A 13,273-nucleotide genomic window follows, 5' to 3' on the forward strand; every position below is an offset into this window, starting at 1 on the left:
ATTCTCCTTGAGGTTCGGATGTCAGGCGGCGAGTGCTGTTTCGGCGAGCGTCACCCAATAGCTGACGCCGTAGGGAATGGCCTCGTCGTTGAAATCATAAGCCGCATTGTGGAGGCTTGCGGTATCGCCGTTGCCGATGAAGATGAAAGCGCCGGGACGGGTTTCCAGCATGTAGGAGAAATCTTCCGCTCCCATATGCGGCGGAACATTGGTGTGCACGGCTCTGGAGCCCGCAACCTTGCTGGCGATCTCCACCGCGAAATCGGTCTCCTCGTCATGATTGAAGGTGACGGGGTATCCGCGGCTATAGACGATCTCCGCGGTCGCGCCATGGGCGATTGCGGTCGACTGGGCTACTTCCGTCAGTCGTTTTTCGGCAAAATCACGGGTTTCCGGAAGCAGGGTACGCACCGTGCCGGCCAGCTTGACATAGGCGGGAATGACGTTGCTCGCCTCGCCGCCGTGGATCGATGCGACGGTCACCACGAGCGACTTCAGAGGATCGGTCTCCCGTGAGACGATCGACTGCAGCGCAACGACGATATGCGAAGCCGCGAGCACCGGATCGATCGAAAGATGCGGCTGCGCGGCATGGCTGCCGCGGCCATGGACGGTGATCTCGAACGTGTCGGCAGCCGCCATGGTCGAACCCTTGCGGATCGCAAAGCTGCCGACCGGCAAGCGCGGCTCGTTGTGCATGCCGAATACCTGAGCGATGCCGAACCTCTCCATCAGGCCGTCGTTGATCATCGCCAGCGCGCCGGCGCCACCCTCCTCCGCCGGCTGAAAGATTACCGCCACCGAACCCTTGAAATTGCGGGTTTCGGCGAGATATTGGGCAGCACCGAGCAGCATCGCCGTATGGCCGTCATGACCGCAGGAATGTGCCTTGCCGGGCGTCTTGGAAGCCCATGGTTTGCCGCTTGTTTCGAGGATCGGCAGCGCATCCATGTCGGCCCGGAAGCCTATGACAGGCCCCTCGCCCTGGTTACCCTTGATGACGGCAACGACTCCGGTCTGGCCGATGCCCGTTTCGACAAGGTCGCATCCGAAGGATCTCAGCTTTTCGGCAACGAATTTGGAGGTCTCGTGAACGTCGTAGAGCAGCTCCGGATTCTGGTGCAGATGGCGCCTCCATTCGGCGACTTGATCCTGCATTTCCGCGACGCGATTGATGACTGGCATGATCGAGACCTCGTTGTCTTTCTCTGTTTCCCACTCTGTTCGGGGCGGATATTGCGACGCATAAAGCAGGTTTTGCAAGCTTCAATTTTCCGACTTGAACGGAAAATAGGCCTATGCTTAGATGGCTCAAATTTTGATCATGCTCGCGTCAGGCGACACGGTTTAACTTGTTTTGAAGATAATTTTCGAGGAGGATAGAAGGAAAAATCGTCCTGCGAAGTCAACAAGTTACAAAAAGCCTTCGCGGACCCCAGGCTCCAAATTCCGGCATGACCGGAAGGCCGTCAACACAACTCATAAGAGAACGACAAGGGGAATAATAGCATGAAAAACCGCAAACTTCTTCTGGCTGGCACGGTTGCCGCGCTTGCCTTCGCCGGCTCCGCCGCCCATGCCGAGCGAGGCACCGACGGCGACCTGAAGATCCTCTTCTGGCAGGCCGTCTCCACCCTCAATCCGTACCTCTCAGGCGGTACCAAGGAAGTCTATTCATCCTCCATGGTGATCGAACCGCTCGCCCGTTACGACGAGAAGGGTGAACTCGTGCCGATGCTGGTCACCGAGATCCCGACGATCGAGAACGGTGGCGTCGCCAAGGACCTGCTCAGCATGACCTGGAAGCTGAAGTCCGGTGTGAAGTGGTCGGATGGCACGCCTTTTACGGCAGAAGATGTCATTTTCACCTGGAAATATTGCGTCGCGCCGGATGGCGGCTGCGCGCAGAAAGCCCAGTATGAAGGCGTCACGAGCGTCGAAGCTCCGGATCCGATGACCGTCAAGATCACTTTTTCCGAACCGAAGCCCTATCCCTACAGCGCCTTCGTCGGTGCCCAGTCCCCGGTAATTCAGAAGAAGCAGTTCGAAAACTGCGTCGGCGCCAAGGCTCCGGGCTGCACGTCGGCCAACTTCGGTCCGATCGGTACCGGTCCCTTCGTCGTCAAGGAATTCAAGCCGAACGACGTCATCACCTTCGAGGCCAACAAGAACTATCGCGATCCCGCCAAGCCGGCGTTTGCAACCGCGACCCTGAAGGGCGGCGGCGATGCCGCTTCGGCCGCACGCGCCGTTCTGGAAACGGGCGAGTTCGACTATGCCTGGAACATGCAGGTCGAGCCGGAAGTGCTGGCCACCATGCTGAAAGCCGGCAAGGGTCAGCTCGTGACCTCCTTCGGCACCCAGGTCGAACGTATCAACCTCAATTGGTACAACCCGGATCCGAAGCTCGGCGACAAGCGCTCCACCAAGGAAGCAGGCCCGCATCCGGCCCTGAAAGACCCGGCTGTCCGCCGCGCGCTTTCGCTGGCGATCGATCGCAGCATCATCGACGAGGCCGGTTACGGCGAAGCTGGCAAGCCAACCTGCAACATCGTCCCGGCACCGGAAGCCTATGCATCCACCAAGAACGACAGCTGGTGCCTGAAGCAGGACATCGATGCGGCCAACAAGCTGCTCGACGATGCCGGCTGGAAGAAGGGCGGCGACGGTATCCGCGCCAAGGACGGCGTGAAACTGTCTTTCCTCTACCAGACCTCGACCAACTCCGTCCGTCAGGCGACACAGGAACTCGTCAAGGACATGTGGTCTCAGATCGGCGTGGGTGCCGAACTGCGCAACGTCAGCGCCTCGGTCTTCTTCGGCGGTGATCCTGCAAGCCCGGACACCTTCCAGAAGTTCTATGCCGACGTCGAAATGTACACCAACAACTTCGATGGCACCGACCCGGAAAAGTACCTGGCCGAATGGCTCTGCGACAAGGTTCCGAGCCCGGAAAACGGTTGGCAGGGTCAGAACATCCCGCGTTACTGCAACCCGGCTTATGACAAGCTCGTCGGCGAGCTCTCCAAGACCGCCGATATCTCCAAGCGTGAAGAGCTTGCCAAGCAGCTCAACGACATGCTGACCGAGGAAGGTGCGCATATCCCGCTCATCCACCGCGGCAGCGTCTCCTCGCATTCCGTGAAGCTTGATGGCGTTCGCATGAACGCCTGGGATTCCGAACTTTGGAACGTCGCCGACTGGTCGCGCAAGAAGTAACGACGGTCGCCGGGCCTCGCCTTTGAGCGCAGGCCCGGCGAACGCCCTTCCTTCCGCGCCAGTTCGGAGAGTTCTCGATGTTCACATACACCTTGCGGCGATTGCTTTTTGCAATCCCGACGCTGCTGGTTATCAGCTTCGTCATCTTTGCGCTGCTGGATCTTGCGCCCAGCGATCCGACCGGCGATCTGCCGTTGACGATCCCCCCGGAAGTCCGCGAACAGATCCGCGCTTCTCTCGGCCTCGATCAGCCTTTCCTCATCCGCTATCTGAAATGGCTGCAGCAATTCTTCATCAATGAACCGCTCAACATTTTCGAAAGCCTCACCGGCTGGCAGGTCGGCGACGGCGAGCGCATGCGGGTGCTCTCCTGGGCGACCCGAAGCCCGGTGGTCGATCTGATCGTCCAGCGCCTGCCGCAGACCCTCTGGGTGGTCGGTCTCGCCTATCTCTTCGGCGTCCTGATCGCCATCCCGATCGGCGTCATTTCCGCCTACAAGCAATATTCGATCTTCGACCAGATCGGCACCTTCCTGGCCATGGTCGGCTATTCCGTTCCGACCTTCTTCACCGGCGTCCTCCTGATCGTCATCTTCTCCTCCTATCTGCAATGGTTTCCCTCGGTCTACGACACCAATCTGAGGGTCACGGACTTTGGAAGTTTCGTTGCGCAAATGAAGCAGATGATACTGCCCGTCACGGTCCTGGCTCTCTTCAACGCGTCCCAGATCACCCGTTTCGTGCGGGCCTCGATGCTGGACAACCTGCATCAGGACTATGTGCGGACCGCCCGCGCCAAGGGCGTCAAGGAAAAGTCCGTCCTGCTCATCCATGTGCTGCGCAACAGCCTGATCCCTGTGGTGACGGTCATTGCGCTCGGCGTCCCGACGATCTTCTCGGGCGCCATCATCACGGAGCAGATCTTTCGCGTAAATGGCCTCGGCCAATTGCTGATCACTGCCGTGCAGGGGGCGGATATCCCGCTCGTGCAGACGCTCACCTTCATCTTCGCGGTGCTGATCGTGCTCTTCAACCTCATCGCCGACGTACTCTACGGCATTCTTGATCCGAGGATCCGTTATGACTGATGCGACCATCGTAACCGCACCGCCCGCCAAGGCCGCCTCGCCCGCTCGTTCCGCCCTCGTCGATATATGGCGACAGTTTCGCGCTCACAGAGGCGGCGTCGTCGGGCTTATCGTCTTCACGTTCATCGTGACGGCGGTCTTCGTCGGCCCGTATATCCACCGGGTGGCCCCGAATGCCATCAACATCCGCGACAAGAACCAGTGGCCGTCGCTCGCTCACCCGTTCGGCACCGACAATCTGGGCAAGGACATGCTTGCCCAGGTGCTCGCCGGCGGACGCATCTCGCTTGCCGTCGGCATCACCGCCATGCTGCTGGCGCTCTTCCTCGGAACGCTGGTCGGTGTCGTCTCCGGCTATATCCGAAGGCTCGACGGCCCGTTGATGCGGATCACCGACCTGTTCCTGGCGCTGCCGCTCCTGCCTTTGCTGCTCGTCATCATCATGCTGTTCCGCGACACGCTCCGCGCCGCCTTCGGACCGGAAACCGGCATCTTCATCCTGATCGTCTTCGTGATCGGCATCACCAGCTGGATGCATACCGCCCGTATCGTCCGCGGCGACGTGCTGGCGGTAAAAAGCCAGGAATTCATCCTGGCGGCGAAATCGAGCGGTATGCGGGAGTACCGGATCATCCTGAGGCATATCCTGCCCAACGTGCTGAGTTCCATCATGGTCTCGGCCACGCTCGGCATCGCTTCGGCGATTATCACGGAGTCGGCTCTTAGCTTCCTGGGCCTTGGTTTCCCCTCGGATTTCCCGACCTGGGGACGCCTCCTGTTCGACGGCGCAAATTTCCTGCAGCTCACACCATCGCGCGTGCTCTGGCCGGGCCTGGCGATCTCGCTCACTGTGCTCAGCGTCAATTATATGGGCGACGCAATCCGCGACGCGCTGGATCCAAGGGCGTTGAAACACTGATCCGCCCCCATGCACCCAGATGGCGGCTTCGGCCGCCATTTTTGTTTCATCCTCCGTCGGAACCAGCTCAGGGATCATCTCGTTCAATTGCTTGGTGGAATGACCCACCCCACAAACACGGGAGCAAGACGATGAACTGGAATCAGGTGGAAGGAAATTGGGAACAGTTCAAAGGCAAAGTTCAGAGCCAGTGGGGCAAGTTGACCGGCGATGATCTGGATGTCATCGCGGGCAACCGCAAGCAGCTCGCCGGCAAGATCCAGGAACGCTACGGCAAGGCACAGGACGAGGCCGATCGGGAAGTCGACGACTGGCTCCGCCGGCACTGAATTTTTTTTCGAGGGTCCCGGAACCTATTCCGGGACCACTCGTTATAGCAGTGTTCGAAGGCAACCCCCCGTCCCCCGCCCTACAAAAGCCTTCGGACATACTCTTCAATCCCCCTCGAAGAGACGAACTGGCTCGGCTCCGTCAATCGGAACCGGGCCAGCTCAGTTTTGTGGGCAAACAATGGGTAGCCGGTGGCCTCCATCACGACGGCAGGCTGGGCGCCGAAATCTCCGCTATCTTCTCAGTCGTTGGCGCCTTCCAGAGGGAAAACGAGCCTGTAGCTGATGCGGTCATAGGCGATGACATATTGAGCCTTGCCGTTGACGGCAGCCGGGACGACGCGCTCCAGCACTGTGCTGCCGAAATGCGCCTTCAACGCCTCTTCATGCTCCTGCGAGTTGACGGCTGCTTCCAAAACCTCGTCCCAGACGATCTCCAGCACGTCATGGCCGTCGAGTTGCATCCGCCCGCAGGTGATATTGATGACGCGGCCGCTGCGCAGAAGCGACCCGTGGCTTACCGCATTGACGATCAGTTCGTGCAAGGCGAGCCCGAGATGCAGCGATGCATTCGGCGTCAGCAGCACGTTGTCGCCCTCGACACGCACCAGATGTTTGTTTTCCGGCAGGTATTTTTCCGTCTGCTGCTGCACGAGCTCGAAGAAATAAGCGCCGCGCCAGCTGGAATCGGTAATCAGGTCCTGGGATTGCGAAAGCGAATAGAGCCGCCCCCGGAACTTGTGCAGGAAAAGCTCGAGAGAGCCGGAATAACGGGCCGTCTGCAGCGCAATGCTCTGGATGATCGCAAGCAGGTTCTTGGAGCGGTGGCTGACTTCTCTCAACAGCGCCCGCAGCAGCCGCTCGCGATGGCGCTCCTCCGACCGGTCGATAATGGTGGTGACGAGGTGGATGCCGCGCTTTGAAAATTCCACCGCCTGCACGCGAAATTCGTAGACCTGCTCGGTTCCGACGGTGATTTCGATATGGCCGTTTTTGCCCGGCTCGGTGATGGCCGACTTGAGAGCCTTAAGCTTGGCGGCTACGTCTTCGCCAAAGAGGCTGATATCGCTCGGCGTCGTCACGTGCTCGGTTGCCCAGACCTCCGGAAGGTTTGTGACGAAGAGATAATTGAGGCGGGAATCCTGGATGATGACGCTCACGCCGAGATCCACGAGTGCCGGCATGAAAAATTCACGCAGTTTGTCATCGCTCTGACCAGCCTGCTGCCATGTCAGGGGATGCGACAATTTCCTCACTCCGTTGCGGACTTCCGGGGAAACCGGGGTGCCCGCTGGAGAGACCCCGGATTTGCAAGTTTGGCATTTATAGGACGTCGCAAGTGCTGGAACAACCCGGCAGCGACGACATCAGCTGCCGCTAAAGGAGTAGGCAGGGTCGCGCCAGCTGGCGACGACCGCTGTTCTCCTTGCGTCGCGCAGATCACGCAGCCGCCTTCACCGCCTCGTTGAAGAAGAGCGCCTGGCTGATCAGTGCCTTCACCATGTCCGGATTGAACGGCTTGGTGACGAGGAAGGCAGGCTCCGGGCGTTCGCCGGTCAGGAGCCGCTCCGGAAAAGCGGTAATGAAGATGACCGGCACACTGGACGACTTCAGGATTTCATTGACGGCGTCGATACCGGAGCTGCCGTCCGCAAGCTGGATATCGGCAAGCACCATCTTCGGATGAGACGTATTGAAGAGCGAAATCGCTTCCTTGTGGGTGCGCGCGATGCCCGTGACACGGTGTCCGAGGTCCTGCACCATCTGCTCGATATCAAGCGCAATCAGCGGTTCGTCTTCGATGATCATGATCTCCGTTGCAACCTGGCGGGAGATCTCGCGGGTCGCTTCATCGAGCAGGCGGTTGACTTCGCTGACGCTGACATCCAGCACCTCGGCTGTTTCCTCGATACTGAAACCTTCGACCGATATCAGCAGGAAAGCGTGCCGGGCCTGCGAGGGCAATGTCGACAGATTGGATGCCGCACGTTGCTCCCACGCGAAAGGCGACTCGATCGGCCGGATTTCGATGTTGGTGGAACCAAAAATCGTGACGAATAGTTTATAAAGCGAGACACGGTCCTTGGACGTTTCCGGGAATATAGAAACGTCTGCGATCAGCGCTTCCAGGACCGCAGCGACATAGGCGTCTCCCGAGGTCTGAGATCCGGTGACTGCCCTTGCATATCGACGCAGATAAGGAAGGTGAGACGCAACGCGTGTGGTAAGTGACATACAAAATCTCCCCTGATGCCCGACGGGCAATTGACCCATTATGAACGTGGGCAAGTAAAAAAAGTTCCGGAAGGGGGAACTTATTTTCCTCCCAGGAATTCTCATGCCCGAGATATCGCAACAGGCTGCCCGCGTGATGAGTGAAGAAGAAGATAGAAAAAAAGATGATATGACGACAATTCAACCCCACGAAGTCAGACCTGGAGCGGTGCAGCCTAACGCTTCCATTTCTCGCAAACTGCGCGAATTCTACGATGCCGTGCAAGAGGAAGGAATTCCGGACCGTTTTCTCGACCTTCTTGAGCGCCTGGAGCAGGCCGAGAGAAACGCAAAGCCGGTGAAAGTAAAATGAGCAAAGAAGACGAGATCGACGATCGCGGCTTCAAGCGCGACCTCCTGGCGTCGCTGCCCAATCTGCGCGCTTTTGCGGTATCCCTGACCGGCCGGCACGACAAAGCCGACGACTTGGTGCAGGACACGATCATGAAGGCCTGGGCCAACCAGTCCAGCTTCACTGCCGGGACCAACATGAGGGCCTGGCTGTTTACGATCCTTCGCAACGAATTCTACAGCCAGATGCGCAAGCGCGGCCGCGAGGTCCAGGACAGCGACGGCCTCTTCAGCGAGCGTTTTTCGGTGCATCCGGAGCAGTATGGCCGCCTCGACCTTCAGGATTTCCGCAAGGCTCTCGACAAGCTGCCCGACGATCAGCGTGAAGCGATCATTCTAGTGGGAGCTGCCGGCTTTGCCTATGAAGAGGCCGCCACGATCTGCGGCTGTGCCGTCGGCACGATCAAGAGCCGTGTCAGCCGGGCCCGTACCCGTCTTCAGGAATTGCTCGGCGTCTCCGGCGAAGGCGACTTCGGTCCCGACCCGGACCACGCCGCAATCACCGCCCGCGCCTTCGGCAGCTGAAAATCAAGCGGTTGATCAACAAGGAAAAGCGGCCCCCGAAACCGGGGGCCGCTTTTTATTATTCGGCCGGTTCGTCAGCATGACGCTTGGCCGGCGCCATCTGTCTCGTCAACAGGAAACCAAGGCCGGCCGCAACCGAAACAAACAGGAGCGGCCGCGACTTTACGATCAACGGCAGTGCCGAAAGTGCCGCGGTTGCCATCAGCGCCTTGCTGCTGTTGGCTGCCGCTGCTTCGCGTTTGCGCCTCGCCTCAGCCCGATTTGCCGTCGCGACCCAGAAATACATAATGAGAGCCAGGACGAGCGCGCCGCCTGCGACGACCAGCAAGGCCATCGGCATGCCCCACAGGCCACCGAGATAGACGGCGAGCGCCGCGACCACCAGCGCATAGGCCGTCAGCAGGAACAGCAGTGCGAAACCATAAAGAATTGCGTTTCGCCTGAACCGGCTCATGAACGCCGCGATGTCGATCGCGGCGAGCGAAGCCAGGAGAGGCCCAAGTCCCGTCATCATCAGCGGCGCGTCATCAGTGCGAACAGGAATCCGACGCCTGCGGCGATCGCGACGGCCTGAATGGGGTTTGTCCGGATCTGACGCTCGAGGTCGCGCTCCAGCGATACGGCCTGTTCGCGGGCGGCCTCCACCATATGCATGGATGCGTCGGCCGCCTCGTGGGCAGCGCGGCGCGCCTTGCCGCGCACTTCGCTTGCCTTCTCGTTGCCGACGGTGGCGACAGAGCGGGCGAGCGAGGCGATGTCCTCCCGAAGCTGCTGCAGCTGCGCTTCGATGTCCTTCGAAGCGGCAGAGTTCTGGCCGTTGCCGCTGCGGGCGAATTCGCTGGTCGGATTGGCAGTGGGCATATTCGATCTCCTCGGTTTATCGGTTCTTTGAAGCACTCAGGCCGCGATCCGGCTTTGCGAAAAATCAAATGACGCAGAAGTGGGTGAGCAGATCGGTCACCGGAATCCGGTCATCCAAGGCCACAGGAATATACCTCTCATCTTCACCCCTCCTCGACAAATACGTGACGAGCGCGCGGCTTTGCGGTCCCGTTTCGGACTGCCCGCGTTGAACGCGGCAGAAACGTGATTGTTCCGAGACAAGGTATGGAGCAGAAGACCTGCCGATGAATCGTAGGATCAGTTCGTGGCGGGCGGCTCCGGCCAGCGAGCGATGCCGCCAGTCCATTCTTCGAAGGCTCGGGAGAGCTTGAGGACGAGCATGTCGTCGAAGCGCGGCCCGACGATCTGCAGGCCGATCGGCATGCCGGATTTCGAGAAGCCGCAGTTGATGGACGAAGCCGGCTGCTCCGACATGTTCCAGGGAACGGTAAAGCCGATATGCTCGAATGGCAGCGCCGGATCGTTAGTGGGTGACGCCCATTCGGCCGGATAGGAAACGATCGGATTGGTAGGCGAGATGACCGCATCGACGGTTGTAAACAGCCTGCCGCAGGCCTTGCGCATCTCGATCGTCTGATTGAAGCCGCGCACTGCCTCGACGCCGGAAACAGAAGCGCCTCCTTCCGCCCATTGATAGATATAGGGCAGGATCAAGGCTCTGCGCTCCTCCGGCATCTTCTCGATATCGCCCCAGAAGCGTGAGCGCCAGAAATTGTCGAGCCCATCGAGCATGACGCGGGTCATCACCGGGTCGACCGGGACGACGATGGCGCCCGCCTCCTCGAAACGTTTGGCCGCCGCGACAACCGCATCGCGGACCTCGTCGTCGAGCGGCAGACCGACACCCGCGTCGAGCATCAGCCCGATCCTCATGCCCTTCACATCCAAGTGGAGGTCGAGCCAGTCGAAGGCGTTGGGCGGCAGGCTGGTGCCGTCACGCCAGTCCGGCCGCGAAAGTGTCGCCATGGACATGGCGGCATCCTCGACCGTTCGGGTCATCGGACCGGCGCAGCGGCCGACGTAATAGGGATCGACCGGGATCCGGCCCTGGCTCGGCTTGAAACCGAAAAGGCCGGTCCAGCCGGCCGGCAGACGCACCGACCCGCCGATATCCGTGCCGATATGCAAAGGTCCGAAACCGGCCGCACCGGCCGCCGCTGCTCCGGCGCTCGACCCGCCCGGATTTTGTGTCAGATCCCAGGGGTTGCGGCTCAGGTGATGGAAGCTCGAAAGGCCGGAGGAGAGCATGCCGTAGTCCGGACACGTGGTCTTGGCGAAGATCACCGCGCCGTCTTCCCGGCAGCGTGCGGCGATCGGCGCGTCCTCGGCGGCCGGCACGAGTTCCACCGCAGCCGTACCGAGCGGTACCGGCTGGCCCTTGGTGGCGATTAGTTCCTTGAGCGTGACGGGCACGCCGTCGAGGGGACCGAGCGTCTCGCCCTTCATCCATCGTTCGGTGGAGGCGGCGGCCTGGCCGCGCGCGCTGTCCGGATCGTAGAGATAAAGCGCCTGCACATGCGGCTCGAAAGCCGCAATGCGGTCTTCGACCGCCTGCCAATATTCGGAAGGAGAGAGCTTGCTGGCCGCATAGAGGCCCTGCAGCTCGCGGATGGTCAGTTTCAGGAGGTCGTTCATCGCAATATCTTCGTTCTTGAAATCAGGAATTGTCGCGCGGATCGAGAAGGTCCCGCAGCCCGTCGCCCAGCATGTTGAGGCCGAGGACGGCGAGCGCGATGGCAAGGCCCGGCATCAGGGCCAGCCATGGTGCCTGGCCGAGAAAGGTCTGGGAGTCGGCAAGCATCCGGCCCCAGGTCGGCGCCGGCGGCGGCATGCCGAGACCGAGAAACGAAAGCCCCGCCTCCGTCAGGATCGCAAGCCCGAGCTGGATCGTCACCTGCACGATGATCTGGTTGGAGATGTTCGGCAGCACGTGGACGAGTGTGATCTTGGCTTTCGATCGTCCCATTCCCACCGCCGCGGCCACATAGTCCCTTGTCCAGATCTGCAGCGCCGCACTCAGCGTCAAACGGGCAAAGACCGGCACCATGAAGACGCCGATCGCGACGATCGCGGTGAACCGGCCGGAGCCGATGAAAGCGCCGAGCATCATGGCTGACAGGATCGGCGGCACGGCAAAGATGATGTCGCAGCCGCGCATGACGATGAGTTCGAGCCAGCTGCGCCGCATGGCCACGACGACGCCGACCATGGTGCCGATGCTGGCGCCGAGCGCCACGGCAAGAATGGAGGTGGACAGCGAATTCCAGGCGCCGACCATCAGCGCGGAGGCCACGTCGCGGCCGAACTGGTCGGTACCGAGCAAGCCGAATTCGAGCGGCGCCTTGAGCTTGTGGACGATGTTCATCTTGGTCGGCGGCAACGGCGTCCAGACGAGCGAGAGGAGTGCCACGGAAAACAGCCCCAACGAGATGAAAAGCCCGATCAGCAGGACGGGACGGCTAAGCGTTTTCCTCATCGCGCACCCGCCCTCAGGCGCGGGTCGATCGCCAGGTAGGCGAGATCGACCACGAAATTCATGAGGATCACCAGACCTGAGAAAAACAGCACGACATCCTGCATCACCACGATATCCCGCTGGGAAAGCGCCTGATAGGCAAGCCGTCCGAGCCCCGGCAGATTGAAGACGTTTTCCACCAGCACGGCGCCGGCAATCAGGAAGGTGAATTGCAGGCCGAGCATGGTGACGACAGGCACCAGCGCGTTCGGCACCGCATGCCGCCAGATGGCGGTGCCGTCGCTCAGGCCCTTGGCGCGCGCAGTGCGGACGAAATCCTCGTTCATCACTTCAAGCACCGCCGCCCGTGCCACCCGCGTCAGCACACCCGCCTGCGGCAAGGCGAGTGCCACCGCCGGCAGGATGAGAGCCTTGAGGCCGGCGGACAATCCGGCCTCCCAGCCGGGGAAGCCGCCCGCCGGCATCCAGCCAAGCATGGTGGAAAAGAGAATGATGAGGATCAGCCCGACCCAGAAGGCCGGCACCGCAATGCTGATATAGGAGAACAGCCCGGCGGCAAAATCGAAGGCGCCGTTATGCCTGCGTGCCGCCTGCACGCCGAGCGGAACGGCCACGAGAACGGAGATGACGATCGCGATCAGCGCCAGCGGGAGGGTGACGCCAAGCCGTTCGGCAATCAGACCGGCGACAGGCACCCCGTAGGTATAGGACTGGCCGAGGTCGCCTTGCAGGACGCCGCTAAGCCAGGCGAGGTATCGCACCGGCAGCGGCTGGTCGAGGCCGAGCTGTTTCTGGAGCGCGGCAAGCGTTTCCGGACTGGCCGACGTGCCGAGCATGATCGCCGCCGGATCGCCGGGCAAAAGGTCCATGACCGTGAAGATGATCAGGGAAACGACGAGAAGCGTCACGACGAGGCTGAGAAAGCGGCGGATAAGGATGGAGATCATGGGGAGACCTCCCGATTTTGAACGATCCTCATTCCTGTGTTTGTCATAGCGACGAGGGTACGGGAAGCGGTACGGCAAGCTCCCACCGATCTCCCCCCTTGAGGGGGAGATGTCACTGAAGGTGACAGAGGGGGGTAGCAACGGCGCGGCAAACACGATGGCTCAAGAATATGCTGAGAGGTTACCCCCCTCTGCCCTGCCGGGCATCTCCCCCTCAAGGGAAGAGATCGATATGCCGCACG

General features: G+C 60.7%; 14 protein-coding genes. 6 read left to right on the forward strand and 8 right to left on the reverse strand.

The annotated features are described in order from the left end of the window. Positions 1–21: 21 nt before the first annotated feature. On the reverse strand, positions 22–1,185 hold the full coding sequence (locus EDE09_RS06205; RefSeq protein ID WP_132409393.1) for a M20 aminoacylase family protein: 1,164 nt from the start codon (positions 1,183–1,185) through the stop codon (positions 22–24). Positions 1,186–1,509: 324 nt separating this feature from the next. Here EDE09_RS06205 and EDE09_RS06210 point away from each other — a divergent pair, with 324 nt between their 5' ends. The 4 genes from EDE09_RS06210 (at position 1,510) to EDE09_RS06225 (ending at position 5,555) form a co-directional block, all read left to right on the forward strand. Further along, a complete protein-coding gene (locus EDE09_RS06210) occupies positions 1,510–3,219 on the forward strand; it encodes a peptide ABC transporter substrate-binding protein (protein ID WP_132409395.1) in 1,710 nt (569 codons plus the stop codon). Between the two features lie 77 nt (positions 3,220–3,296). Beyond that, the gene (locus EDE09_RS06215) at positions 3,297–4,307 is read left to right on the forward strand and encodes an ABC transporter permease (RefSeq protein ID WP_132409397.1); all 1,011 of its coding nucleotides are present in this window, start codon (positions 3,297–3,299) and stop codon (positions 4,305–4,307) included. After that, positions 4,300–5,226: an ABC transporter permease gene (locus EDE09_RS06220; protein WP_105371522.1), complete on the forward strand. Its 927-nt coding sequence runs from the start codon at positions 4,300–4,302 to the stop codon at positions 5,224–5,226. Before EDE09_RS06215 ends, EDE09_RS06220 begins: the two co-directional genes overlap by 8 nt. A 131-nt stretch (positions 5,227–5,357) precedes the next feature. Then, complete coding sequence (locus tag EDE09_RS06225; RefSeq protein WP_105371521.1) at positions 5,358–5,555, forward strand: CsbD family protein; 198 nt, start codon at positions 5,358–5,360, stop codon at positions 5,553–5,555. A gap of 242 nt (positions 5,556–5,797) precedes the next feature. Here EDE09_RS06225 and EDE09_RS06230 read toward each other — a convergent pair whose 3' ends face one another. Next, positions 5,798–6,802, reverse strand: coding sequence for a sensor histidine kinase (locus EDE09_RS06230; RefSeq protein ID WP_245422809.1), 1,005 nt, complete (start codon positions 6,800–6,802; stop codon positions 5,798–5,800). A gap of 193 nt (positions 6,803–6,995) precedes the next feature. After that, on the reverse strand, positions 6,996–7,790 hold the full coding sequence (locus EDE09_RS06235; protein ID WP_105371520.1) for a response regulator: 795 nt from the start codon (positions 7,788–7,790) through the stop codon (positions 6,996–6,998). Positions 7,791–7,959: 169 nt separating this feature from the next. Between EDE09_RS06235 and EDE09_RS06240 the strand changes: the two genes are divergently transcribed. After that, positions 7,960–8,142: a NepR family anti-sigma factor gene (locus EDE09_RS06240; RefSeq protein WP_105371591.1), complete on the forward strand. Its 183-nt coding sequence runs from the start codon at positions 7,960–7,962 to the stop codon at positions 8,140–8,142. Beyond that, entirely contained in the window at positions 8,139–8,705 is a 567-nt protein-coding gene (locus tag EDE09_RS06245; RefSeq protein ID WP_105371519.1) for an RNA polymerase sigma factor, read from the forward strand. Before EDE09_RS06240 ends, EDE09_RS06245 begins: the two co-directional genes overlap by 4 nt. Before the next feature lie 58 nt (positions 8,706–8,763). On the opposite strand, the gene EDE09_RS06250 is transcribed toward EDE09_RS06245, so the two are convergent. The 5 genes from EDE09_RS06250 to EDE09_RS06270 all read right to left on the reverse strand — a co-directional run bounded on the left by EDE09_RS06250 (position 8,764) and on the right by EDE09_RS06270 (position 13,031). After that, positions 8,764–9,219 carry a hypothetical protein gene (locus EDE09_RS06250; protein WP_105371518.1) on the reverse strand — a complete coding sequence of 152 codons (456 nt, stop codon included), beginning with the start codon at positions 9,217–9,219 and terminating at the stop codon, positions 8,764–8,766. After that, positions 9,219–9,566, reverse strand: coding sequence for a DUF883 family protein (locus tag EDE09_RS06255; RefSeq protein WP_105371517.1), 348 nt, complete (start codon positions 9,564–9,566; stop codon positions 9,219–9,221). The genes EDE09_RS06250 and EDE09_RS06255 overlap by 1 nt, the downstream gene beginning before the upstream one ends. Before the next feature lie 279 nt (positions 9,567–9,845). Beyond that, positions 9,846–11,243, reverse strand: coding sequence for an amidase (locus tag EDE09_RS06260; RefSeq protein WP_132409399.1), 1,398 nt, complete (start codon positions 11,241–11,243; stop codon positions 9,846–9,848). A 22-nt stretch (positions 11,244–11,265) separates the two neighbouring features. Then, positions 11,266–12,084, reverse strand: a complete 819-nt coding sequence (locus tag EDE09_RS06265) for an ABC transporter permease (protein WP_132409401.1) — start codon at positions 12,082–12,084, stop codon at positions 11,266–11,268. Further along, positions 12,081–13,031 carry an ABC transporter permease gene (locus EDE09_RS06270; RefSeq protein WP_132409403.1) on the reverse strand — a complete coding sequence of 317 codons (951 nt, stop codon included), beginning with the start codon at positions 13,029–13,031 and terminating at the stop codon, positions 12,081–12,083. The genes EDE09_RS06265 and EDE09_RS06270 overlap by 4 nt, the downstream gene beginning before the upstream one ends. Positions 13,032–13,273: the final 242 nt, after the last annotated feature.

Source organism: Neorhizobium sp. S3-V5DH, assembly GCF_004343065.1.
In the GTDB taxonomy this organism is placed as follows: domain Bacteria; phylum Pseudomonadota; class Alphaproteobacteria; order Rhizobiales; family Rhizobiaceae; genus Neorhizobium; species Neorhizobium huautlense.